At 72.5% G+C, this 23,310-nt stretch carries 18 protein-coding genes; 7 read left to right on the top strand and 11 right to left on the bottom strand.

All coding sequences use genetic code 11. The features are described 5' to 3' along the window. The first annotated feature begins 174 nt into the window (after nucleotides 1-174). Entirely contained in the window at nucleotides 175-1,332 is a 1,158-nt protein-coding gene (locus tag CFP65_RS14005) for an acyl-CoA dehydrogenase family protein (protein ID WP_104816410.1), read from the top strand. A 176-nt stretch (nucleotides 1,333-1,508) separates the two neighbouring features. On the opposite strand, the gene CFP65_RS14000 is transcribed toward CFP65_RS14005, so the two are convergent. Beyond that, nucleotides 1,509-2,927: an LCP family protein gene (locus tag CFP65_RS14000; RefSeq protein WP_104816409.1), complete on the bottom strand. Its 1,419-nt coding sequence runs from the start codon at nucleotides 2,925-2,927 to the stop codon at nucleotides 1,509-1,511. Nucleotides 2,928-3,428: 501 nt separating this feature from the next. Here CFP65_RS14000 and CFP65_RS13995 point away from each other — a divergent pair. After that, nucleotides 3,429-4,214: an ABC transporter ATP-binding protein gene (locus CFP65_RS13995; RefSeq protein WP_104816408.1), complete on the top strand. Its 786-nt coding sequence runs from the start codon at nucleotides 3,429-3,431 to the stop codon at nucleotides 4,212-4,214. Between the two features lie 14 nt (nucleotides 4,215-4,228). After that, nucleotides 4,229-6,796 carry an ABC transporter permease gene (locus CFP65_RS13990; RefSeq protein ID WP_104816407.1) on the top strand — a complete coding sequence of 856 codons (2,568 nt, stop codon included), beginning with the start codon at nucleotides 4,229-4,231 and terminating at the stop codon, nucleotides 6,794-6,796. 124 nt (nucleotides 6,797-6,920) lie between these two features. Here the strand turns inward: CFP65_RS13990 and CFP65_RS13985 are convergent, their stop codons facing one another. Beyond that, nucleotides 6,921-8,495, bottom strand: coding sequence for an LCP family protein (locus tag CFP65_RS13985; protein ID WP_158702167.1), 1,575 nt, complete (start codon nucleotides 8,493-8,495; stop codon nucleotides 6,921-6,923). A 184-nt stretch (nucleotides 8,496-8,679) separates the two neighbouring features. Here CFP65_RS13985 and CFP65_RS13980 point away from each other — a divergent pair, with 184 nt between their 5' ends. Then, a complete protein-coding gene (locus CFP65_RS13980; RefSeq protein ID WP_104820866.1) occupies nucleotides 8,680-9,720 on the top strand; it encodes a glycosyltransferase family 2 protein in 1,041 nt (346 codons plus the stop codon). Between the two features lie 73 nt (nucleotides 9,721-9,793). Continuing rightward, nucleotides 9,794-10,429: an acyltransferase gene (locus CFP65_RS13975; protein ID WP_104820865.1), complete on the top strand. Its 636-nt coding sequence runs from the start codon at nucleotides 9,794-9,796 to the stop codon at nucleotides 10,427-10,429. A 185-nt stretch (nucleotides 10,430-10,614) separates the two neighbouring features. Here the strand turns inward: CFP65_RS13975 and CFP65_RS41805 are convergent, their stop codons facing one another. The 4 genes from CFP65_RS41805 to CFP65_RS13955 all read right to left on the bottom strand — a co-directional run bounded on the left by CFP65_RS41805 (nucleotide 10,615) and on the right by CFP65_RS13955 (nucleotide 16,122). Then, nucleotides 10,615-12,255 (bottom strand): LCP family protein, encoded by a 1,641-nt coding sequence (locus tag CFP65_RS41805; protein ID WP_104816405.1) that lies wholly within the window; start codon nucleotides 12,253-12,255, stop codon nucleotides 10,615-10,617. A gap of 221 nt (nucleotides 12,256-12,476) precedes the next feature. Continuing rightward, nucleotides 12,477-13,904: an LCP family protein gene (locus tag CFP65_RS13965; protein ID WP_254552386.1), complete on the bottom strand. Its 1,428-nt coding sequence runs from the start codon at nucleotides 13,902-13,904 to the stop codon at nucleotides 12,477-12,479. A gap of 102 nt (nucleotides 13,905-14,006) precedes the next feature. Beyond that, nucleotides 14,007-15,293 carry an LCP family protein gene (locus CFP65_RS13960; RefSeq protein ID WP_254552385.1) on the bottom strand — a complete coding sequence of 429 codons (1,287 nt, stop codon included), beginning with the start codon at nucleotides 15,291-15,293 and terminating at the stop codon, nucleotides 14,007-14,009. A 37-nt stretch (nucleotides 15,294-15,330) separates the two neighbouring features. Continuing rightward, complete coding sequence (locus tag CFP65_RS13955; RefSeq protein WP_104816403.1) at nucleotides 15,331-16,122, bottom strand: TIGR03089 family protein; 792 nt, start codon at nucleotides 16,120-16,122, stop codon at nucleotides 15,331-15,333. A gap of 103 nt (nucleotides 16,123-16,225) precedes the next feature. On the opposite strand from CFP65_RS13955, the gene CFP65_RS13950 reads away from it, so the two are divergent. Then, nucleotides 16,226-17,236 carry a peptidoglycan recognition protein gene (locus CFP65_RS13950; RefSeq protein ID WP_104816402.1) on the top strand — a complete coding sequence of 337 codons (1,011 nt, stop codon included), beginning with the start codon at nucleotides 16,226-16,228 and terminating at the stop codon, nucleotides 17,234-17,236. On the opposite strand, the gene CFP65_RS13945 is transcribed toward CFP65_RS13950, so the two are convergent. The 5 genes from CFP65_RS13945 to CFP65_RS13920 form a co-directional block, all read right to left on the bottom strand. Continuing rightward, nucleotides 17,206-17,622, bottom strand: coding sequence for a cupin domain-containing protein (locus tag CFP65_RS13945; protein ID WP_104816401.1), 417 nt, complete (start codon nucleotides 17,620-17,622; stop codon nucleotides 17,206-17,208). The genes CFP65_RS13950 and CFP65_RS13945 overlap by 31 nt on opposite strands. 347 nt (nucleotides 17,623-17,969) lie before the next feature. Next, on the bottom strand, nucleotides 17,970-18,899 hold the full coding sequence (locus tag CFP65_RS13935; protein ID WP_254552384.1) for a DNA-3-methyladenine glycosylase: 930 nt from the start codon (nucleotides 18,897-18,899) through the stop codon (nucleotides 17,970-17,972). Between the two features lie 182 nt (nucleotides 18,900-19,081). After that, nucleotides 19,082-20,422: a coenzyme F420-0:L-glutamate ligase gene (locus CFP65_RS13930; RefSeq protein ID WP_371682532.1), complete on the bottom strand. Its 1,341-nt coding sequence runs from the start codon at nucleotides 20,420-20,422 to the stop codon at nucleotides 19,082-19,084. 38 nt (nucleotides 20,423-20,460) lie between these two features. Continuing rightward, a complete protein-coding gene (gene cofD / locus CFP65_RS13925; protein ID WP_104816399.1) occupies nucleotides 20,461-21,426 on the bottom strand; it encodes a 2-phospho-L-lactate transferase in 966 nt (321 codons plus the stop codon). Between the two features lie 36 nt (nucleotides 21,427-21,462). Next, nucleotides 21,463-22,008 (bottom strand): cysteine dioxygenase family protein, encoded by a 546-nt coding sequence (locus tag CFP65_RS13920; protein ID WP_254552945.1) that lies wholly within the window; start codon nucleotides 22,006-22,008, stop codon nucleotides 21,463-21,465. Between the two features lie 813 nt (nucleotides 22,009-22,821). Here CFP65_RS13920 and CFP65_RS13915 point away from each other — a divergent pair. Next, nucleotides 22,822-23,094: a WhiB family transcriptional regulator gene (locus CFP65_RS13915; protein WP_104816397.1), complete on the top strand. Its 273-nt coding sequence runs from the start codon at nucleotides 22,822-22,824 to the stop codon at nucleotides 23,092-23,094. Nucleotides 23,095-23,310: the final 216 nt, after the last annotated feature.

Genomic DNA, 23,310 nt, shown 5'->3' with positions numbered 1-23,310 from the left:
CGTCGTATGTGCAGTGACCGATGGTAGTCCTCGGTTTCGGAGGCTCGGAACGGTGTCGCGCATGTCACGTACGGGGTAGGCAGGGGGGAACCCTAGAATTAGGATCTACTTAACGGTAATTAACTAGCCGGTAGTTATTCAGAGTCCGGCGGGACAGACATAAGGGGCGAGCAGATGGCGGGCACCTCGGACTTCGATCTCTTCCGGCTCTCGGAGGAGCACGACATGCTGCGCGAGGCGGTGCGCTCCCTCGCCGAGGCGAAGATCGCCCCCTACGCGGCCGAGGTCGACGAGCAGGGCCGGTTCCCGCAGGAGGCGCTGGACGCGCTCCAGGCGAACGACCTGCACGCCGTGCACGTGCCGGAGGAGTACGGCGGCGCCGGCGCCGACGCGCTGGCGACCGTGATCGTGATCGAGGAGGTGGCCCGCGTGTGCGCCTCCTCCTCCCTCATCCCGGCCGTGAACAAGCTGGGTTCGCTGCCGGTGCAGCTCTCCGGCTCCGAGGAGCTGAAGCAGAAGTACCTGGGCGCGCTGGCCCGTGGCGAGGGCATGTTCTCGTACTGCCTCTCCGAGCCGGACGCCGGCTCGGACGCGGCCGGCATGAAGACCCGCGCGGTGCGCGACGGCGACTTCTGGGTGCTGAACGGCGTCAAGCGCTGGATCACCAACGCGGGCGTCTCCGAGTTCTACACCGTGATGGCCGTGACCGACCCCGAGAAGCGCTCCAAGGGCATCTCGGCCTTCGTGGTCGAGAAGGGCGACGAGGGCGTCTCCTTCGGCGCCCCGGAGAAGAAGCTCGGCATCAAGGGCTCGCCGACCCGCGAGGTCTACCTGGACAACGTCCGGATCCCGGCCGACCGCATGATCGGCGAGGAGGGCACCGGCTTCGCCACCGCGATGAAGACCCTGGACCACACCCGCGTCACCATCGCGGCCCAGGCCATCGGCATCGCCCAGGGCGCCCTCGACTACGCCGCCGGCTACGTCAAGGAGCGCAAGCAGTTCGGCAAGCCGATCGGCGAGTTCCAGGGCATCCAGTTCATGCTCGCCGACATGGCGATGAAGCTGGAGGCCGCCCGCCAGCTGACCTACGCGGCGGCCGCCAAGTCGCAGCGCACGGACTCCGACCTGACCTTCTTCGGTGCCGCGGCCAAGTGCTTCGCCTCCGACGCGGCCATGGAGATCACCACGGACGCCGTCCAGCTGCTCGGCGGCTACGGCTACACCCGTGACTACCCGCTGGAGCGCATGATGCGCGACGCGAAGATCACCCAGATCTACGAGGGCACCAACCAGGTGCAGCGCATCGTCATGGCCCGCAACCTGCCGTAAGGCCGACTGGGCAGGATGACGTGCGAAGGCCCCGAGTCCCTGCGACTCGGGGCCTTCCTCCTGCACCAACCACTGCCACTCGGGATCAGAGTGCGCCCCCGGAGTGCTTTTCGCACCGGAGGCGCACGGAGAGGTGTCGCAAGCCCCCCGAATGGGTCATCGGGGGGTTCCGGTGGCTACCCCGGGATGGGGGTGTCGTTCTTGATCGCGTCGAAGACCTGCTTCGACTTGGTCTGGTCCCACTTCACGGCGGACTCGCCGGTCGGGGTGCGGTAGTCCGGGTTGCTGATCGGCACGGTGATGGACTTGCCGCTGCCGCCGGTCACCGACTTCATCGCCATGAAGAGCGAGCCGAGGTCGGTCAGGCCGGCGTCGTCGTCCACGATCAGGGTGCCCAGGCCCGAGCTGACCAGCGGGTAGAAGGTGAACGGGTTGAGCACCGTGCCCGGCGAGGCGGCCTGCTTGGCCAGCGCGCTGAGGAACTTCTGCTGGTTGCGCATCCGGCCGAGGTCCTGGTCGGCCTGCTGGTGCCGCTCACGGACGAAGGCGAGCGACTGGGCGCCGTTCAGGGTCTGGCAGCCGGCCTTGAGGTTGAGGCCGGAGTCCTTGTCGGAGATGTCCTTGTCGATGCACATGTCCACGCCGCCCACCGAGTCCACGATGCCGACGAACCCCGCGAAGCCGATCTCCGCGTAGTGGTCGATGTGGATGCCGGTGTTGGTCTCCACGGTCTGCACCAGCAGCTTGCCGCCGCCGTTGTTGAAGGCCGCGTTGATCTTCGAGGTGGTCTGCGGGACGGTCTTGCCGCTGCCGTCGGTGTTCAGGTGCGAGGGGATCGGCACCCAGGAGTCACGCGGGATCGACATCAGCGTGTTCCCGTTGTCGCCGATGTGCAGCACCATCATCGAGTCGGAGCGCTTGCCCGAGTCCGAGCCGGTGTGCAGCGCGTCCTTCTGGCCGTCGGTCAGGCCGTCCCGGCTGTCCGAACCGACGATCAGCCAGTTGGTGCCCTTCCCGGCGGCCGGCTTGCCCGGGTACGAGGCCAGCACGTTCTCGTGGTTGAGCTTGCTGTCGGCCCAGAACCAGGTGCTGACCCCGGTCACCAGCAGCGCCGTCACCAGCCCGAGCGCGGTGACCTTGACGATCCGCTTCCGCGGCCAGCGCGAGCGCGCCGGAGCCCCCGGCCGTCCCGGACCACCGGGCCCGCCCGGCCGTCCCGGACCACCCGGCTGCCCGGGGGCGCCGGGGCCCTCGCCGTACTGCTGGGGCTGGCCGTACCCCTGCTCCTGGGGTTGGCCGTAGCCGGGCTGGGGCTGGCCGTACTGGGGCTGGCCGTACCCCTGCCGGCCGTAGCCGGGCTGCTGCTGGCCGTACTCCGGCTGGCCATACTCGGGCTGCCCGTACTCGGGCCGGCCCTGGCCCGGCTGCTGGGGCCGGGCCTGCGGACGGGGGCGGGCACCGGGGCCGCGCGGGTTGAGGCCGGGCGGCAGCGGCGGCTCGGCACCGCTGCCGCCGCCCTGGCCGTACCCCTGGCCCTGGCCCTGACCGTACGAGCTGCCGCCGCCGCTCGGGCGGCCCTCCTGCCACGTGTTCATGTGGGGAAGGATGCCCGAAAGCGTCCCGCGGTACGACGCCCGGGGTCCCCACCAGGCTGCTTGTAGCAATTCTGATGCACGGGCCGGACGGTTCGGTGGCGTGGCCCGGACGCCCCGTCCCGGCTGCCCCACCGGCCCCGGCACCGGCTGCCCGGACGGTCCCGGTACGGACTGCCCCGACGGTCCCGGTACGGACTGCCCCGACGGACTCCGACGGACTCCGACGGACCCTGACCTGCCGGTCGCCGACCCCTAGGGGGAGGGCCCCCGATCCCGTACATCCACCGCCGTACGGCTTCCTCCCGGCGGATGACGATCTGGCGCCGAGCGGCTCCTAACGTATTTCTTATCCCACCCCTGAGCCTGGCGGCGCTGCCGCACGGGGGGCAGCACGGTGGGGACAGCTCCAGGGAAAGACGGGTGGCAGCACCATGTCGGGGGACAGGCGTCGCCCGTCACCCTGGAGCTCAACGGGTGGACCACAGCATCGAGGAGATTCCAGTGACGACGGCAACGACGGCCGTGCATGCCCCTCTTCCCGGGGGCCCGAGCGCCCCGGCGGCCTCCGCACGGCAGGTGACGAAGGCGTACGGCGCGGGCGAGACGAGGGTCACCGCGCTGGATTCGGTCGACGTCGACATCGAGCGTGGTCGCTTCACCGCGATCATGGGCCCCTCGGGCTCCGGCAAGTCGACCCTGATGCACTGCCTCGCCGGGCTGGACACGGTCTCGGCGGGCCAGATCCGGATCGGCGACACCGAGATCACCGGCCTGAAGGACAAGCAGCTCACCAAGCTGCGCCGAGACAAGATCGGCTTCATCTTCCAGGCCTTCAACCTGCTCCCCACGCTCAACGCGCTGGAGAACATCACCCTCCCGATGGACATCGCGGGCCGCAAGCCCGACCAGGCCTGGCTCGACCAGGTGGTGGCCACCGTCGGCCTGGCCGACCGCCTCAAGCACCGCCCCACCCAGCTCTCCGGCGGCCAGCAGCAGCGCGTGGCGGTGGCCCGCGCCCTGGCCGCCCGCCCCGAGATCATCTTCGGTGACGAGCCCACCGGTAACCTCGACTCCCGCTCCGGCGCCGAGGTGCTCACCTTCCTGCGCCGCTCGGTCGACGAGCTGGGCCAGACCATCGTCATGGTCACCCACGACCCGGTCGCCGCCTCCTACGCGGACAGAGTGCTCTTCCTGGCCGACGGCCGGATCGTCGACGAGATGCACGCCCCCACCGCCGACTCCGTCCTGGAGCGCATGCGCCGCTTCGACGGCAAGCGCACGAGCTGAGCGGGGGCGTCGAGATGCTGCTCAAGACCTCCCTACGGAGCTTCTTCGCCCACAAGGGGCGGATGGTGCTCTCCCTGCTGGCCATCGTGCTGTCCGTCGCCTTCGTCTCGGGCACCCTGGTCTTCTCCAACACGGCGACGGGCACCTTCGACAAGCTCTTCGCCTCCACCGCCTCCGACATCTCGGTCCAGGCGGCCGAGGACAAGGTCACCAAGGACGCCGAGCAGGCCGGCAAGCCCTCGGTCATCCCGCCGGCCACCGCCCAGAAGATCGCCGCCCTGCCCGGGGTGAAGACGGCCGTCGGCCAGGTCTTCACCCAGAACGCCACCCTGGTCGACCCGACCACCAACAAGGCGGTCGGCCCGACCACCGGCGCCCCCACCATCACGGGTAACTGGGTGGACACCCCGCGCAAGTCGCTGGACATCACCTCCGGTTCGGCCCCCAAGGGCGCCGACCAGATCGTGCTCGACGCCGACACCGCGAAGAAGGCCAAGCTCCAGCTCGGCAGCAAGCTCCGGGTGATCACCGAGAGCGGCAACTACGACTTCACCATCTCCGGCATCGCCACCTTCAAGACCACCAACCCGGGTGCGGCCCTCGCCTTCGTCGACACCGAGACGGCCCAGAAGGACCTGATCGGCGCCACCGCCTACACCTCGGTCGAGGTCTACGGCGACGGCACCCGGAGCGACGAGCAGCTCAAGGCCGACGCCCTGAGCACCCTCGGCACCGGCTTCCAGGTCAAGACGGCGCAGGAGCAGAAGGACGACAACGCCAAGGGCGTCGGCGGCTTCCTCGGCTTCATGAAGTGGGCCATGCTCGGCTTCGCCGCGGTCAGCGCCCTGGTCGGCGGCTTCCTGATCGTCAACACCTTCTCCATGCTGGTCGCCCAGCGCACCCGGGAGATCGGCCTGCTCCGGGCGATCGGCGGCAGCCGCAGCCAGGTCAACCAGTCGGTGATGGTCGAGTCCCTGCTGCTCGGCGTGGTCGGCTCCACCCTCGGCATCGGGGCCGGCCTCGGCCTGGCCAAGCTGCTCATCCTGCTGATGAAGGCCGCCGGGATGGACCTCACGGCCGCCACCCTGGAGATCGACTGGTCGGTCCCGGCCGCCGGGTACGCCGTCGGCATCATCGTGACGCTGGTGGCCGCCTGGTTCCCCGCCCGCCGGGCCGGGAAGATCTCCCCGATCGCGGCCCTGCGCGACCACGGCACCCCGGCCGAGGCCAAGGCCAACCGGATCCGCGCCGCCATCGGCCTGGTGCTCACCGCGGGCGGCGCCGCCCTGCTCTTCGGCGCGGCCGCCTCCACCGACGCGGCCAAGGGCGGGTCGCTGCTGGGCGGCGGCGTGCTCTTCACCCTGATCGGCTTCGTGGTGCTCGGTCCGCTGCTGGCCACCGGCGTGATCCGCGTGCTCGGCGCCTTCCTGCCCGCCCTGTTCGGCCCCTCCGGCCGGCTGGCCCAGCGCAACGCCATGCGGAATCCGCGCCGCACCGGCGCCACCGCCGCCGCCCTGATGATCGGCCTGGCCCTGGTCACCGGCGCCTCGATCTTCACCTCCTCGACGGTCAGCTCGACCAACGCCCAGATCGACAGGTCGGTCGGCGCCGACTACATCGTCTCCGCCGGTCGCGCCCCGCTCACCCCGGCCATGGTCAAGGCAGCCCAGTCCACGCCCGGCCTGTCCCACCTCACTGAGCAGAAGAACGTCCCGGCCGTCATCACCAGCCCGGACGGCACCACCAGCGAGCGGGGCCTGACGGCGGTCTCGCCGAGCTTCACCAGCGACTTCCGGCTCCCGGTGAAGTCCGGCAGCACCGACACGATCGCCACCGGCGGCGTCACGGTCGACGAGGACTTCGCCACCAAGCACCGGATCGCGGTCGGCGACAAGCTCACCGTCGACTACGGCCACGGCCACACCCAGGCCCTCCCGGTCGGCCTGATCATGGCGAAGGGTGACTCGCTCTTCGCCGGCAACTTCTTCGTCGGCATCTCCACCGTCGCGAAGGCCCTCCCGGCCGACCAGATCCCGGCCGACGCCGGCCTGTTCGGCACCGCCGCGGCGGGCAGCGACAAGGCCAAGACCCTCGAAGCCCTGCAGAAGTCGCTGGAGGCGTACCCGCAGCTCACGGTCAAGGACCAGGCGGGTTACAAGAAGATCGTCCAGAGCCAGCTCAACACCCTGCTCTACATGATCTACGGCCTGCTGGGCCTGGCGATCATCGTGGCGGTGCTCGGCGTGATCAACACGCTGGCCCTCTCGGTGGTGGAGCGCACCCGCGAGATCGGCCTGCTCCGCGCCATCGGCCTCTCCCGCCGCCAGCTGCGCCGGATGATCCGCCTGGAGTCCGTGGTGATCGCGGTCTTCGGCGCGGTGCTCGGCACCGGCCTCGGCCTCGGCTGGGGCATCACCGCCCAGCGCGTCCTCTCCGGCCAGGGCCTCAACACCCTCGCCATCCCGACCGGCACGATCATCGGCATCCTGATCGCCTCGGCCCTGGTCGGCCTCTTCGCCGCCCTCCTTCCGGCCTTCCGCGCCGGTCGGATGAACGTCCTGGCCGCCATCGCCACCGACTGACCACCCCGGTCCCGCACCACCTCGCACCACCTCGCACCACCGAGCTCCCCGTCACCCCGTACCTCGGGGCGGCGGGGAGCTCGCCGTGTCGGCCCCGGTCCGCCCCCTGCCCTCCCGTGCGCCCTCAGGGGCAGCTGAACTCGTCCCCGCTCGTCGCCGTCACCACCGGCTTCGGGGCCGCCGGATTCGCGGGGGCTGCCGGAGCCGCCGGACTCGCCGGAGCTGCCGGGGCCGCCGGACTCGCCGACGCCGTCTGGGCAGCCGCCTTCGGAGCGGTCACCCCCAGGTAGTCGCTGCCCGCGATCACCTGCATGGTCGGTCCGAGCCCCGGGGTCCGGACCAGCTGGGCGGCGGGCAGCGCGGCGGCCAGCGTCTTGACCGACTCGTCCCAGCGCGGGTCGTACCGGATCACCGTCCGCGCGGCACTGCCACCCCCGGCGTTCGAGGGCACCCCCGTGGTGGCGAAGCCCAGCCGCCGCAGATCCCCGTCCACCCGTGCCCCGAGCCCCACCACCCCGGCCCCGTTCAACACCTGCACCCTGATCTGCCCGGCCGGCACCGCCGCCGCACCCGCGGACGCAGGGGCCGCACCCGCAGCCGACGGCTCCGCCGCAGCCCCGGCCCCAGCAGCAGCCGGGGCGGCCGCGCCGCCGCTCCCCGTCCGCGCCCCGAGCGGCCGCCCGGCCCGCACCGCGTCGAACAGCGCCTTCGCCCCGGCCTCGTCCCACCGCACAGTCGACCCCCACCCCGGCACCTGGTAGTCCACGTCGGCCAGCGGCACGGTGGTGAAGTCCGCGTTCGCCGTCGAGAGGTCCTTGAGCCGGGTGGCCAGCGCCAGCAGATCCGCCGAGGTCAGCTCCTGGTCGGCCTTGACCGACCGCAGCACGCTGTCCAGCACCTGCCCGAGCTTGCCGGGGCTGAGCAGCGTGCCGCTGCTCACGGCCCGGTGCAACAGCTGGGCCACCAGCTTCTGCTGCCGCCGCATCCGGCCGAGGTCCGAGCTGCCGTCCACGTGCCGGGCCCGGACGTACTTGAGGGCCCCCGCGCCGTCGAGCCTGGTCGTCCCGGCGGGCAGGTCGAGCCCGGAGTAGTCGTCCTTGAGCGGCTTGGCCGTGCAGACCTCGACCCCGCCGAGGGCGTCCACGGTGGAGACGAAGCCCAGGAAGTTGACCTGGAGGTAGTGGTCGATCCGCAGCCCGGTGGCCTGTTCGACCGTACGGACGGTGAGCGGGGCACCGCCCATCCCGAAAGCCGCGTTGATCTTGCCCTTCCCGACCGGCACCTGCCGCCCGGTGGCGGCGTCCCGGTGGGCCGGGATGGTCACATACGAGTCGCGCGGGATGCTCACCACGCTCGCCCGGTCGCCCTCCCGGGATAGCTGGACCAGCATCATGGTGTCCGTGCAGTGGCAGGACTCGCCGCCCGCGTGCAGCACGTTCTTCAGGACGTCCTCGGGGATGCCCTCGCGCTCGTCGGTGCCGACCACCAGGAAGGTGGTCGCGCCGTCGTCCTCTGGCCGGTCGGCCGAGTCCGCGGAGCCGAAGGCGTCGACCCGGCCGATCGAGGTGTCCACCCCGTTGAGCACCGCCCAGCCACCGCAGGAGGTGGCCAGCACCGCTACCGAGAGCGCGCCGGCCAGCCACCGCCCCCAGCGTCGGCGGGGCGGGACGGCGAGCAGGCGCACGCGTTGGGGAGCCATCTTCCGGATGGTAGGCCGGGTGCCGGGCCGGGCCGCCGGGACGCGCCGGGACACGCAGACCGACCAGCCGAAACGTTCCGCCGTGCGGCCGCTGCGGACGCCTCCGCCCCGGACGGCCGCGCACCCCGGTACCCGGACCTGACAAGCCCGACCGGGCGCCGGTACGGTTGCCCCGATGAACACCATGAACACCCAGGCTGCTGAGGAGCTGCCGGCGGTCTCCGTGATCATGCCGGTGCTCAACGAGGAACGTCACCTGCGCGCCGCCGTCCGGCACATCCTCGAACAGGACTACGCGGGCGAGATGGAGGTGGTGATCGCGCTCGGGCCGTCCACGGACCGCACCGACGAGATCGCCGCCGCGCTGACGGCGGAGGACCCGCGGGTCCGCACCGTCGCCAACCCCACCGGCCGCACCCCCGCCGGGCTGAACGCCGCGATCAAGGGCTCCCGCCACCCGATAGTCGTCCGGGTCGACGGCCACGGGCTGCTCACCCCCGGCTACATCACCACGGCCGTCCGGCTGCTCGGGGAGATGGAGGCCGCCAACGTCGGCGGCATCATGCACGCCGAGGGCGAGACGGAGTGGGAGAAGGCCGTCGCGGCGGCCATGACCTCCAAGATCGGGGTCGGCAACGCCGCCTTCCACACCGGTGGCCTGGCCGGCCCGGCCGACACCGTGTACCTCGGCGTGTTCCGCCGCGAGGTGCTGGAGAAGCAGGGCGGCTACAACGAGGAGTTCATCCGCGCCCAGGACTGGGAGCTGAACTACCGCATCCGCCAGGACGGCGGCCTGATCTGGTTCACCCCCCAGCTGCGGGTCACCTATCGCCCCCGGCCGAGCGTCCGCGCGCTCGCCAAGCAGTACAAGGACTACGGCCGCTGGCGCCGCGTCGTCACCCGCTACCACCGGGGCTCGGTCAACCTGCGCTACCTCGCGCCCCCGGCCGCCCTGCTCGGCGTGGTCGGCGGCCTGGTGCTCGGCGCCGCCGTGCACCCCGCCTTCTTCGTGCTGCCCGGCGGCTACCTGCTCGGCATCATCGGCGGTTCGGTGGTCGAGGGCCGCAGCCTCTCCGCCAAGGCCTGGCCGCAGCTGCCGGTGGCCCTGGCCACCATGCACCTGAGCTGGGGCTTCGGCTTCCTCACCTCCCCCCGCAAGCTGGCCCGCAAGGTCATCGCGAGTACCCCGGGCAAGCGGACGGCCGCGGCGGCCGAGGCCAAGTAACCGCTGGGAGCCGTACCGACGACAAGGCCGATTCCCCCTCGGGAGTCGGCCTTTCGCCGCTATGTTCGGCGCCATGACGAACACTGAGGGTGGGGCGGCCCGGGGTGACCTCCGGGACCGGGTACGGATCGCCGAGACGGCGGACGTGGACGAGCGGGCGGTGATCGGCCCGGACAGCACGGTCTGGCACCTCGCGCAGGTGCGGGAGGAGGCCGAGATCGGGGCCGAGTGCATCATCGGGCGCGGCGCGTACGTCGGCCCGGGGGTGCGGATCGGCGACCGGGTGAAGCTGCAGAACCACGCGCTGGTGTACGAGCCGGCCGTGCTGGAGGACGGCGTGTTCGTCGGCCCGGCGGCGGTGCTGACCAACGACATGTACCCGCGCTCGGTGGACGTGGACGGCAAGCTCAAGCGCGGCGACGACTGGCACGCCAAGGGCGTGACCCTGCGCGAGGGCTGCTCGATCGGCGGGCGGGCCGTGCTGGTGGCCGGCGTGACCGTCGGCCGCTGGGCGCTGGTCGCGGCGGGGGCCGTGGTGCACCGGGACGTCCCCGACTTCGCCCTGGTGGCCGGGGTGCCGGCCCGCCGGATCAAGTGGGTCGGCCGCGCGGGCGAGCCACTGGAGCCGGCGGGTGAAGGGCGCTGGCGCTGCCCGCGTACCGGCGAGGAGTACGTCGAGACGGACGGGCGCCTTTCCTTCGCTGACTGAGTTGCACTACCCAGGGGCGCGGGGAACGGCGCGGCCAGCCGTGCACCATCTGTTGCTTTACATGCATGCCCGGTTGCACTGTCCGTTGCTGGTGCAACTGGCTACGCGTGCGAGATGGCGACTCCGCTTCCTCCGCTCTCGCGCAGTTCCCCGCGCCCCTGGTGGGTTCCCCGCGCCCCTGAGAATCACCAGGTGTAGCGGCCGCCCTGCGGGTTGACGTGCATGCAGCTCTTGTCGTTGTCGGCCGTGTCGAGGTCGCCCGCCGACTTCGGGGCACCGGAGGGCGCGGGGGCCGAGGGGGCGCTGGAACCGGCGGAGCCGGCTGCGGCGGGGAAGGTGGTGCCGCTCGGCCAGTCGGCGCCGATGATCACGGTGATGCCCTTGGCGGTGCCCTGCTTGAGGGCGCTGCCGGGCAGGCCGAGGGCGGCGGCCACCGCCTGGGCGTCGGCCTGCTGGCCGCTGCCGTAGGTGAGGACGGTGGAGGTGTGGGCCCCACCGCCGGGGGCGGCGACGGCCTTGGCGAAGCCGGCCGAGACCAGGGCGCCCTTGACCTCGGCGGCCCGGCCCTGGGTGGTGGTGCCGTTCTGCACGGTGACCGCGATGGCCTCCTTGGCCAGCTCGCGGATCGGTGCGGCGGCGGCCGTGGTGCCGCTGGAGGGGGAGGCCCCGGAGGAGGGGGTGCCCTTGGAGTCCAGCGGGGAGTCGGCGATCAGCCGCTTCCAGATGTCCTGGGTGTCGGGCTGCTGGAAGATCAGGCGGTTCTTGTCCTTGGGGTCCGCCAGGACCGGGACGGTCAGGGTGGTGGTCCGCTCGGCGGGCACCGCCTTGATGTCGTTGCCGAGGTCGTAGAGCTTCTTGATGTCGGCGATCGGCTTGTCCACGCTGATCGACTTGGTGGCCGCCTCGGCCAGCGACATCAGCTTGCCCGGGTCGCTCAGCGAGCCGCTCTTCTTGAGTTCGCGCATCAGTGAGCTGAGGTACATGTGCTGGGCCTGGGTGCGGCCGAGGTCGGAGCCCCAGGCGTCGCGCATCCGGAGCCACTGGAGGGCTTCCTCGCCCTTGACCGAGGTGGTGCCCTTGGGCAGCTTGAGGCCGGTGCCGCCGATCCCGGGGATCTGGCGGTCGTACATGTTGCGGTCCACGCAGACCGGCACGCCGCCGACCGCGTCGGCCATGTTCACCACGCCCGCGAAGTCGACCATCATGTAGTGGTCGATCTCCAGGCCGGTGACCGAGATCCAGGTGCCGACCACGCAGCCCGGGCCGCCCCGGGCCAGCGCCTCGTTGATCTGGACGCGCTTCTGGGCGGGGTACTGCTGCTTGCCGTCCTCGCTGTGGCAGGCCGGCATGTCGACCATGGTGTCGCGGGGGATGCTGATCATCGAGGCGTTGCTGCGGTCGGCGGATATGTGCAGCAGCATCTGGACGTCGGCCAGGCCGGGGCGGCCGGAGTCGTCGGCCGCGCCGCCGAGGGCGACGTTGGCGGCCGAGCCCCGGCTGTCGGTGCCGATCATCAGGATGTTGATCGGGGTCTGCCCGGCGGCGTTCGGCGCGGTCTTCACGCCGTGCGCGTCGCTCAGGTTGTTCGTCCCGGCCTGGATGTTGCCGTTGAGGTGCTGGTAGTAGAAGTACGCGGCGCCGCAGCCGGCCACCATGGTGAGCGCGACCCCGATGCCCACCGGCTTGGCCCAGCGCTTCCAGCCGGTCTTCTGCTTGCGGCGGCTGCCCTTCTTGGCCTGCTGGCGGGCCGCCGCGCGGCCGCCGGGGAGCGGCTGGGAGCCGGTCGAGGACTGGTCGTCGGATATCGAATCGACGCTGTTGGACATCGCGGTTCCGCCGCCTCTCGTGATCGGGCCCCCGTCGGCCGCTGCTACCGGAACCTACCTGACATCACGGTGAGTACCAGAATTTGTTACATAATCAGAACTGTTTGGGGGCAAGGGTTTGACACTGGTGTGGCCGTGGGATGGCCGGCTGTCGACCTGACGGGGGTGGCCGCCGGGCCGGTCAAGAGCTGGTGGCGGCCGGATACTTGGCCGGGTCGCCGCTACTTCGCGCAGGCCGCTTCGTCGTCCGCCTGGAGCCGTTGCAGGTCGGCCGGCACTCCCGTCGGTGCGGCGGTCGGTACGGCGGAACTCGCCACCGTACCGCCGGAATCCCGGCCGAGCACCACCACCAGGGTGTCCCCGCCGCCCTCCCGGGCCGCATCGGGCGGCAGGCCGAGGGCCGCCGCGAGGGCCGCCGCCTCCGCGCCGTGCCCACTCGGGTAGGAGACGGTGCCGGTGGCGGCCGGTTCGGCGTCCGACCCGACGGTCGCCCGGTCGTAGCCCTTGCCCCGGAGGGTGGCGACGGCCTTCCCGGCCTGCCCGCCGATCCCCGTCCCGTTACGGACGGTGACCGCGACGGAGCCGGGGTCGACTGCCGGGGAGGCGGGGGCCTCCGTCGGGGAAGCCGGGGAAGCCGGGGTGGTCGGGGCGGGCGCGGCGGCCGGGGCCGCCGTCAGCGGTCGGTCGGTGGCGATCATCGCGAAGAGCTGCCCGGCGTCCGGCTGGCGCAGCACCAGGTGGTCCTGGTTCCGCGGGTCGTCGAGCACCGGCACGGTGGTGAAGGTGATGCCCTTGGGGTCGACCCGGCCCAGGTCCAGGGCCAGGTCCTTGAGCCGGTCCACGCTGCCGATCGCCGAGTCCACGGTGAGCGCCTTGGTCGCGGCGTCCGCGAGCTGCCAGAGCCGGGTCGGGCTGGTCAGGGTGTCGGTGCTCTTCACCTTGCGGATCATCGAGCCGAGAAACTGCTGCTGCAGCGGGATGCGGGTGAGGTCCCCGCCGTAGCCGACGGCGTGCCGGGTGCGGACGAAGGCCAGTGCCTCCTCGCCCTGCACCAGGTGCCGGCCCTTGCGCATCACCAGGTGCGAGCCCGGGTCGTCGATGTCCTTGCCCGCGCAGACCTCCACCCCGCCCACGGCGGTGGAGAGCGACTTCACGGCCTGGAAGTTGACCATCAGGAAGTGGTCCACCCGGACGCCGGTGAGCTTCTCGACCGTCTTCCAGGTGCAGCCCGCGTCGCGGCCGGCCTCGCCGAGGCTGCTGTTGAACATGGCCCGGACCTCGCCGGGGATGGTCCGCGCGCCGGCCCGGCACTCGGGGATGGGCACCATCAGGTCGCGGGGGATGCTGAGCACCGTGGCGCTGCCCCGGTCCTTGGCCACGTGGAACAGCAGGGTGGTGTCGGCGTGCCCGGTGCTGCCCTCGTCGCCGTACGCGCGGCCGAGCCCCTCGCGGCTGTCGGTGCCGATCACCAGCACGTTGAGCGCGTCGGTGGCGGCCTGGGGGCGCTCGGCGGCATCGCCGAGGTGCACCTCGACGGCGGAGATGTTCCGGTTGAAGTGCTGGTAGGCGTAGTACGCGCCGCCGCACCCGACGGCGAGCAGCAGGGCGGTGCCCCCGGCGGCCCACTTGAGGGCCTGTCGGCTGTTCACCCGGACACCCTAGACGAGCGGTCGAGATGGTTCGGGCACGGTGTGATCACCCCCACGGAGACGATCCCTGACAGAACCGGGCAAACCGGCGCGGGATGCGGCTCAGTGCATCGGGCAGACCTCCTGCGTCGCCCGCTGCCCCTCCAGGGTCGGACTCGTTTCGGGGAGGGCGGTGACCGAGGCTGACGGGGACCCACCATCGGGTGTCGGTCCGCTGCTCGGGTCGCCGCTCGGGTCGTCCACCGGGCTCGGCGCCGGCGCCGGGGTGGGGGTGGGGGAGGCCGACTGGTACGGCCGCACCTCCACCACCCGGTCGGCCCGCAGCGCGGCGAAGAGCTGGTCGGCCTGGGGCTGCACCAGCTCGTCGCGGTTCCAGTCGCTCGGGTACGGGCGGCGCGGGGCGGTCAGGAAGACGATCGACTCCGGGTCGGTCGAGCGCAGGTCCTGGGCCAGGTCGTAGAGGGCGCTCAGGTGGCTCAGCCCCTCGTCGGCGGTGATCGCCGAGGTCGCGGCGGAGAGCAGCGGCCAGAGCTTGGTCGGATCGAGCAGCACCCCCTGCGACTGCACCTTGCGGATCAGCGAGGCGAGGAACAGCTGCTGCCGGCCCATCCGCTGGGTGTCGCTGCCGTCCCCGAGCGTCTCGCGGGCCCGCACGTAGCCGAGCGCCTGCTCGCCGTTCAGGGTCTGCCGCCCGGCGGGCAGGTCGAGCTGGGCGTCCTTGTCGTGGATCGCGTGCGGCACGCAGACCTCGACCCCGTCCACCGCCTCGACCATCTTCTTGAAGCCGGTGAAGTCGAGGATCAGGTGGTGGTCCACCCGGATCCCGCTCATCTTCTCCACCGCCCGGATGGCGCAGGCCGCGCCGCCGAGTTCGAAGGCCCAGTTGAACTGGATGAACCGGGTGCCCGAGCGGGTGCCGTCCGGCAGCCGGCAGGGCGGCACCGTGACCATCAGGTCGCGCGGGATGCTCACCGCCGTCGCGTGCCGCCGGTCGGCCGCCAGGTGCAAGAGGATCGTGGTGTCCGAGCGCTGCCCGCCCGCCGCGCCGTACGCGGCGTTGGCCCCGCTGCGGTCGTCGCTGCCGATCAGCAGGATGTTCTGCGCGCTGCCGGCCGCCGCGCTGCGGCTCGGCCGCTCCGACTCCTGCTGCCGCAGCAGCTCGCCGGTGCGGGTGTCCCGGCCGATGTTGCCGTCCAGCTTCTGGTAGCCGTACCAGAGCAGCCCGCCCGCGGCGATCAGCAGGAAGGCGAGCACCCCGGAGCCGATCAGCAGGAACCGGCGGCCGAACCGGAAGCGGCGGCGCCCCCCGCCTGGTGGGGCCGGGGGGCGCTCGCTCTGGTCTGCTCCGTACGGGGCTCTTTCGTACGGGGGTTCTTCGTCGGCGGCCATGGCGGTGATCATTACCCCGGCCGGGCCCCGGGCGCGGTCAGCTCAGCCGGAGAGTCACCCGTTCGGATTCGAGCCGCTTCTCCCACTGCTCCTCGGTCAGGCCCTCGGAGTTGCGGCAGAGCACCACCGAGGCGCCGGCGGCCAGCGGCGCGAGCAGCCCGGCCTCCAGCCCCGACCAGTCCTGGTAGCCGAGGGTGGAGAGCACCCGGCTGCCGGTGGTCAGCCCGAGCCGCTGCGCGCCCTCGCGGGCGAACTCCACCGTCTGGCGGCCCGTCAGCTTCAGCGGCAGGCCGTCGACCTGGGTCTCCAGGGCGGCGGCGTCGGGGTGCACGGGGGAGTACGGCGCGAACCGGTCGCCCTGGCCGGGCACTTCGGCCGCGTAGTCGAGGAAGCCCTCGGGCCGCTGCGGGAAGCGCCCGCCCAGCGGACGGAGCGCCAGCGCCACCCGTTCGCCGGAACAGGCCTGGGCGGCCTCCAGGCCGTCCGGCCCGCTGACCACCAGGTCGGCGTCGGCCGGGTCGCCCCAGGGCACCGCCGTGACGCCGACCGACCAGCAGGCCAGCAGCCAGACCGCGCTCTGCCAGTGCGCGGGCAGCAGCAGCGCGGCGCGGTCCTCCGGCCCGGCGTTGAGTTCGTCCTGGAGCAGATTGGCGGTCTTGGCCACCCAGTTGTCGAAGGTCTTGGCGGAGAGCTCGACTCTCTCGCCGGTCGCGTCGTCGTAGAAGGTCACGAGGGGACGGGAGGGGTCCGCGTCGGAGGCCCCCGCGCGCAGGTATGCGTGCAGCAGCTCGGCGGGGGTGCGGGCGTCGGCAGCGAAAGGCGCAGTCATGGTGCACCCCAGCCTACGACCTCCGACGGCCACCCCGGGAGGGGAGGGCACGGCTGGCGAACTGGCGTGGCGTCAGCTCCGCTCCGGTCGCATCATCACAACTATGCGCCTCTCCCGGTACGCCGCCCCCGGCGCCGCGCTGGCCGTCTGCGCGGCCCTCGCCGCCCCGCCCGCCACCGCCCACCCTGCCCTCGCCAGCGGCGTCCGCACCCTCCCGCTGGCCGCGGAGGCCCGGGAGTTGACGCCCAGTGACACCACGCCCTTCGCCCTGATCGGCGTCAGCTGGGACGACCCGGCCCAGGCCCCCGCCGGCGTGGAGGTCCGCACCCGCTCCACCGCCACCGGCCACTGGAGCGCCTGGCGCCCGCTGCAGCTCGACTCGGAGGACCGCCCCGACGGCCCCCGCGGTCGCGGCAGCACCGCCCCGCTCTGGGTCGGCCCCAGTGACGGCGTGGCCCTGCGGGTCCTCGGCCCCCGCCCGGCCGGCCTCCGCGCCGAACTGGTCGACCCCGGCCGCTCCCCGTCCCACCGCTCCACCACCGAACAGGGCATCGTCACCCGCGCGGGCTGGGGCGCCGACGAATCCCTCCGCGAACCCGAGCTCGGCTACACCGGCCCCGTCCGGGTCGTCTTCATCCACCACACCGACACCGGCAACGACTACGCCTGCTCGGACGCACCCGCCCTGATCAGGGCGATCTACCAGTACCACGTCAAGACCAACGGCTGGCGCGACATCGGCTACAACTTCCTGGTCGACCGCTGCGGCACCGTCTACGAGGGCCGCGCCGGCGGCATCGACAAGCCCGTCCTGGGCGCCCACACCCTCGGCTTCAACACCGACTCCGCCGGCATCGCCGCCCTCGGCACCTACGTCTCCGCCCCCGTCCCCCAACCCCAGGCCGACGCCCTCGCCCGCACCGCCGCCTGGAAACTCGCCTTCGCCCACCAGCCGCCCTCCGGCACCGCCACCCTCACCTCCGCCTCCGACGGCAGCCGCTACAAGAAGGGCACGGCCGTCTCCTTCAACGCGATCTCCGGCCACCGCGACGCTTTCAACACCGAGTGCCCCGGTGACGTCCTCTACGCGGCGCTGCCCGCGCTCCGGGGCTGAGCCCCGCTCGGGTGGTTGGCCCACGGCGGAGTGAGCACGGTGCCGTCGGCCAGGGTGGCGCTGAGGCCGATCTCGGTGGTGACCCAGAGCCGGGCCGGCTCGTCCAGCGGGTTCTCGACCGAGAGGGTGGAGCCCGCCGGCGCCACTGCCGCATCTCCGGCGACGAGATCGGCGCACTCGCCGTCGATGGTCAGGCGCGGGCGGCCGGAGAGCACGTAGAACACCTCCTCGTGGCTGACCGTGTGCGCCGGGGCGACCAGCCTGGGCGGCAGCTCGCCGCGCCAGGCCGCGAGGCTGCGGCTGCCGCCGGCGGGTCGGGCGTAGGAGGTGAAGGTGGCTCCGTGGATCTCGTACACGGTGGCCTCGTGGGCGCGGATGAACGGCATGGTCAACCCCCGGAAGTGCGCGCGTGCCCGCGCGCGAGGCGGTGGCGCCCTGGCGAGAGGCACTGGGGGAGGAGCGGTTCGGAGCCCTGGTCTCGGACCTGACCCGGATCGCCCCCGCCGGCCCGGTGCGGCCTATTTGGTGACCTTGCACCACCGGGGGCGCGGGGGACTGCGAGGGTCGCCACCAGGGGCGCGGGGAACTGCGCGAAATCGGAAGAAGCCTCCGTGTCATCTCGCGCCGATAGTCAGTTGCACCAGCAACGGACAGTGCAACCGGGCATGTGAGTAAGACAGCAGGTGGTGCATGGTCGGCCGCGCCGTTCCCCGCGCCCCTGGAGGGGTACGTCCTAGCGCCCACGGTGATCATTCGGAGCGAGCCGGGCGCCGAACCGCGGGGCATGTGCCCCGGCCAGCGCCAGTAGGCGGCAGACGCGGTAGCGGTGCGGCCGGTACGGCTCCAGCAGCTCCATCATCTGGGCGTCGTCGCTCCGGACCCGCCCGGCGAGGGCCCAGCCGACCAGGTTGGGCAGGTGGAAGTCACCCACCGACACGGCGTCGGCGTCGCCGTTGCTGCGCTGCAGGGTCTCGGCCGCGGTCCAGATCCCGATCCCGGGCACGGCGGTCAGCCGGGCGAAGGCCGCCTCGTGGTCGAAACCCGACGCCTCCTCCAGCCGCGCGGCCAGCCGGGCGGCCCGGACCACGGTGGCCGAACGCTTGGGGTCGACCCCGGCTCGGTGCCACTCCCAACTCGGCAGCAGGGCCCACTCCCGCGCGGAGAGCGCGACCCGCAGGCCCGCCGCCGCCTCCGGCCCCGGCGCGACGGTGCCGAAGCGGAGCAGCAGCTCCCGGTAGGAGCGGTACGCCTCCGCCGTGGTGACCTTCTGCTCCAGGATCGCGGGCACCAGCGATTCGAGCACCAGCCCAGTCCGGGGCAGCCGTACGTCGGCGAAACTCCGCTGCGCCTCGCGGAGCGGCCCGGGCGGCAGCACCAGTGCCTCGGGCTCGTCGGCGGCCCCGAGCCACTGCGGCACCCGTTCGAGCAGCCACTCCGCACCGGGGCCCCAGGCGGCGGCCTCCACCTCACCGTCGACCATCCGCAACCGCAGGGTGCCCACCCCGGCCGGCGTCCGCGAGGCACGCCAGAGCGAACCGTCCCCGGCCCTCCGGTACGAGGGATCACCCGGCCCGCGCCGCAGCGGCAGCAGCGTCCGGGCCAGGTCCAACGGATACCCCGGCCGCCACCGCCGCACGGCCGCCCCCGTCAGATCTGCAGTCACGGCCGCACCACCCGTCACCCGTCGCCCGCCACCCGTAATCCGTCACCTGTCATCGGCTGACAGCCATCCGTTATCTGTCAGCTGTCATCTGCCGAGCGTCAGCCGTCACCTGCCACCCGTCACCTGCCACCCGTCAGCTGTCACCTGCCACCCGTCACCCGTCACCCGTCACCCGTCACCCGTCACCGCACCTCGATGAAGGCCTCGACCCCACGCGGCGCCCGCGCCGCAGCCGGTTCGGCCGGCCGCCCCACGGCGACCGCGCCCATCGGGTCCCACCCGGCCGGGAGGTCGAGTGCGGCCCGCACGGTGTCGCGGCAGAACATCGTCGAGGAGACCCAGGCCGAGCCGTAGCCCTCCCCGGCCAGCGCGACCAGCAGGTTCTGCACGCCGGCCCCGGCTGCCACCACGAACATCTCGCGCTCGGCGGCGGCCCGCCGGGCGTCGGGGTAGGTGTGCGAGCCGTCCATCACCAGGCAGGGCACCACCAGGTACGGCGCTCCGCGCAGCACCTCGCCCCGGGCGGTGCGGCGGGCGATCTTGGCTTCGTCCCAACCGTCCAGCTCGGCGAGGTCGCGCCGCCAGGCGTCGAGCATCGCGTCGAGCAGCCGGGTCCGCACCTCCGCGGACTCCACCAGCACGAACCGCCAGGGCGTGGTGTGGTGCGGGGCGGGCGCGGTGACGGCGGCCGCCACGGCGCGCCGGACGGCGCCCGGGTCGACCGGCTCGGGGGTGAAGGAGCGGACGGTGCGCCGCAGGGTGACGGCCTCCCGGACGGCCTCGGAGGTGCCGAGACGGAACAGGTCGTCGGCCGAGGGCCGTACCAGGGCGGCGGCGCCCGGGCCGTCCTCCTCGGTGACGGCGCCGGCCAGGCCCCGGACCACGGCGACGGGCGTGCCGGTGGCCTTGCCCTTCACCAGGTCGCCGGCGGCGGCCAGTTCGTCGGCGGTGGCGGTGACGGTGAGCACCAGCTCGTTGCCGTGGCTGTCCCGGCGGCCCCGGTGGTCGTCGAGCACCCGCAGGCCGGCGGCGCCGATCGCCACGTCGGTCAGGCCGTTGCGCCAGGGGCGGCCGAAGGTGTCGGTGACCACCACGGCGAGCCGACGGCCGGTCAGCCGCTGCAGCCCGGCGCGCAGCGCGCGGGCCGAGGCGTCCGGGTCCTCGGGCAGCAGCAGCACGGTGCCGGGCGGGGTGTTGGAGGCGTCGACCCCGGCGGCGGCCATCACCAGGCCGTTCCGGTTCTCCACGATCCGGGTCCGCCCGCGCCGGGCCACCACCCGCACGGCCTCGGCGTCGATCGCGGCCTCGCGGTCCTCGGCCTGCACCAGCCGGCCCTCGGCCTTGCTCAGGATCTTCGAGGTGACGAGCAGGACGTCACCGTCGCGGTACTCGTCGGCCTTGGCGATCAGCTCGGCCAGATCGTCCCCGGCCACCACCTCCGGCAGCCCGAGCACCGGCACCACCTGAAGCCCGGTCAGCTCCGCGCAACCCCGACCAGCCCCCACACCGTCGGCCCTGGCCACCACACCGTCAGCCCCGGCCGCCGACCCAGCAGCCCCTCTCACCGGGCGCCCCGCTCCTGCTCGGCGAGCTCCAACGCGGCCCGCGCCATCGCCGCAGTGGCCTCGGCGTCGGTCATCAGCAGCGGGACGGCCCGGCAGGTGATCCCGGCGGCGGTGACCGGCTCGACGGCGGCCGCGTCGGCGGTGTCCACCAGCCAGCCGTCCAGCAGCTCCGCGCCGTAGTGCAGCGCGACGGCCGCCGCGGTGGCCTCGACACCGACGGCGGCCAGCACCTTGTCGGCCATGCCGCGCACGGGGGCGCCGCCGACGATCGGGGAGAGCCCGACCACCGGGGCCGGGGCGGCGGCCACGGCGGCCCGGATGCCCGGGACGGCGAGCACGGTGCCGATCGAGACCACCGGGTTGGACGGCGGCAGCAGGATCACGTCGGCCGCCGCGATGGCCTCCAGCACGCCGGGTGCGGGCTTGGCGGTCTCGGCGCCGACCGGGATGATCGCCTCGGCGTCCACGGCGGCGTGCAGCTTGACCCAGTACTCCTGGAAGTGGACGACCCGCAGGGCGCCCTGCTCGGTGATCCGCACGTGCGTCTCGACGCGGTCGTCGGTCATCGGCAGCAGCCGGACGCCGGGCTGCCAGCGGTCGCAGAGCGCCTCGGTGACGGCGCTCAGCGGGTAGCCGGCGGCCAGCATCTGGGTGCGGACGATGTGGGTGGCGAAGTCCTTGTCGCCGAGGCCGAACCACTCGGGGCCGACCCCGTACGCCTTCATCTCGGCCTTGATCGACCAGGTCTCCTCGGCCCGGCCCCAGCCCTGTTCCTCGTGGATGCCACCGCCGAGGGTGTACATCAGGGTGTCGAGGTCGGGGCAGACCTTGAGCCCGTAGAGGTGGATGTCGTCGCCGGTGTTGCCGATGACGGTGATCTCGTCGTCCGGCGTGATCACGTCCTTGAGGCCGCGCAGGAAACGCGCCCCACCGATCCCGCCTGCCAGTGCCACGATGCGCATGGCGCCCATCCTGCCAGGCGGGCCGGTGACGCCGGATCAGACCCGGGGCTCGCCGACGCCCTCGGCGTGCGCATCGGTGGTCTGCGAACCTGCGACCTGCGAACCTGCGGCCTGCGCGCCGTACTGGTTCATCTCGACCAGGCCGGGGGAGTAGAGGTGGATCGAGACGGCGGGCTCCAGCGCGGGGTTGACCACCTCGTGCAGGTACCCGGTGGAGAAGACCCGCTGTGCGCCGGGCCGCAGCGTCCGCACGCCCTCGCCGGCCTCGGTCAGCGAGCGCTCGACCAGCTCGCCCTGGACGACGGTCATCACGCCGGCCGCCGGGCCGTGGTCGTGGAAGCCGCTGCTCTGGCCGGGCAGCCAGCTGAGCAGCCAGACCTCGTAGCCGGGGCCGGTCTCCAGCCGGGCGTACCAGCGGGTCAGGGCGTCGTAGCGGACCAGCGGGGCCCACCGCTCGGTGTCGGCGGCGATCTCGCGGACCAGCCGGGCGTACCCGGCGACGGTGGTCGGGTGGGCGGGCAGGTCGGTGCGGGCCAGGTGCGGGAAGGCCAGCGGGTCACCGGCGATGCTGATGTCGCTCAGGCCGTCGCCCCAGCCCGGGGCGGCGGTGACCGTGAGCTCGGTGACCTGGAGCTCGGCGACCCGGAGCTCGGTGGCCAGGGCACGGGCCTGGCGGGCGCGGTCGCGGTTACGGCGGCGGATGCGGGGCAGTCGCATGGAAGGAGTCCTCGGGCGGCTGGTGCGGAAGGGGTCAGCCGGTGACCGCGGAAGGGGGGACTGTCTCGCGGGCGGCCTCTGTCTGCTGCGGGCGGCGCGCGGTGGGACGCGAGCGCCTAGGTACAGCTGGAACAGAGGCGACAACAGAGCGAGCTCGCGGCACGACGGAGCACGGCCTGGCGGCTCCGGTGGGTGGCGAACTCTGACATAGCACCAAGCAGAGCGCAACAGGGTGTGCGGTGTCAAGCGTCGTTCCGGACATTCGGGGCAGATCACACCGGAACTACCTGATGGGGTGATAAATCACCCTCTAGGTTTCGATGCGAAAATCGCCGGGAAGGCAGCCCAAGGACCCGGCAACCGGGCCACCGCTCCACCGCGTCCCCCCGTTCGGGGGGTGGTCAGGCCGGCGGTGACCCGTGTTGACTGCTAGTCAGCCGGTGGGTGTTTGTGGGCGATTGCGTCCGATTCGGGCTGAAGATGCGGGAAGTTCCGAATGTCCGGATATGTACACTTATCGTAGCGCCTTGGTGCCGGGGAGTGAATCCTCGGCCCAATACCAGAGCTCGGCTTGACTGGGCCAGAGTGACGCACATGTAATTTCACTCGTGTCGTTCCGCCGCTCCAGGCAACGGCAACACCACGGGGACGCCACAAGGGGCAGAGGAGGCGCGCCAAATGAGCGAGCTCTTTGAGCTGTTGATCGGTGAGGGCATCGAGGAGGAAGAGGAAGAGCTCGGTTGGCAGGAGCGCGCGCTGTGCGCCCAGACCGACCCGGAGTCCTTCTTCCCCGAGAAGGGCGGCTCCACCCGCGAGGCCAAGAAGGTCTGCCTCGCCTGTGAGGTCCGTTCCGAGTGCCTCGAGTACGCCCTCGCCAACGACGAGCGCTTCGGTATCTGGGGCGGTCTCTCCGAGCGCGAGCGTCGTCGGCTCAAGAAGAGCGCCGTCTGAGCGTCGTCCGTACGGACAGCGCACCGGCCGCACTCCGGGCTCCGGCCCGCGCACTTCAGCGCCTCACCATGAGGAATGGTGGGGCGCTTTCGCATTCCCGGCACCATTCCGACATATTCCGCGCGCACGATCCACTCCCGCCCGGGCCCGGATCCGCCGCTGCACGCAGCGGCCCGAGGGCAACGGCCGCACCGGGAGCCGTTAGTGTGGTGCGCC

This window comes from Kitasatospora sp. MMS16-BH015 (genome assembly GCF_002943525.1).
Taxonomy (GTDB): Bacteria; Actinomycetota; Actinomycetes; order Streptomycetales; family Streptomycetaceae; genus Kitasatospora.
This window is presented reverse-complemented; position numbering and strand designations above follow the sequence as displayed.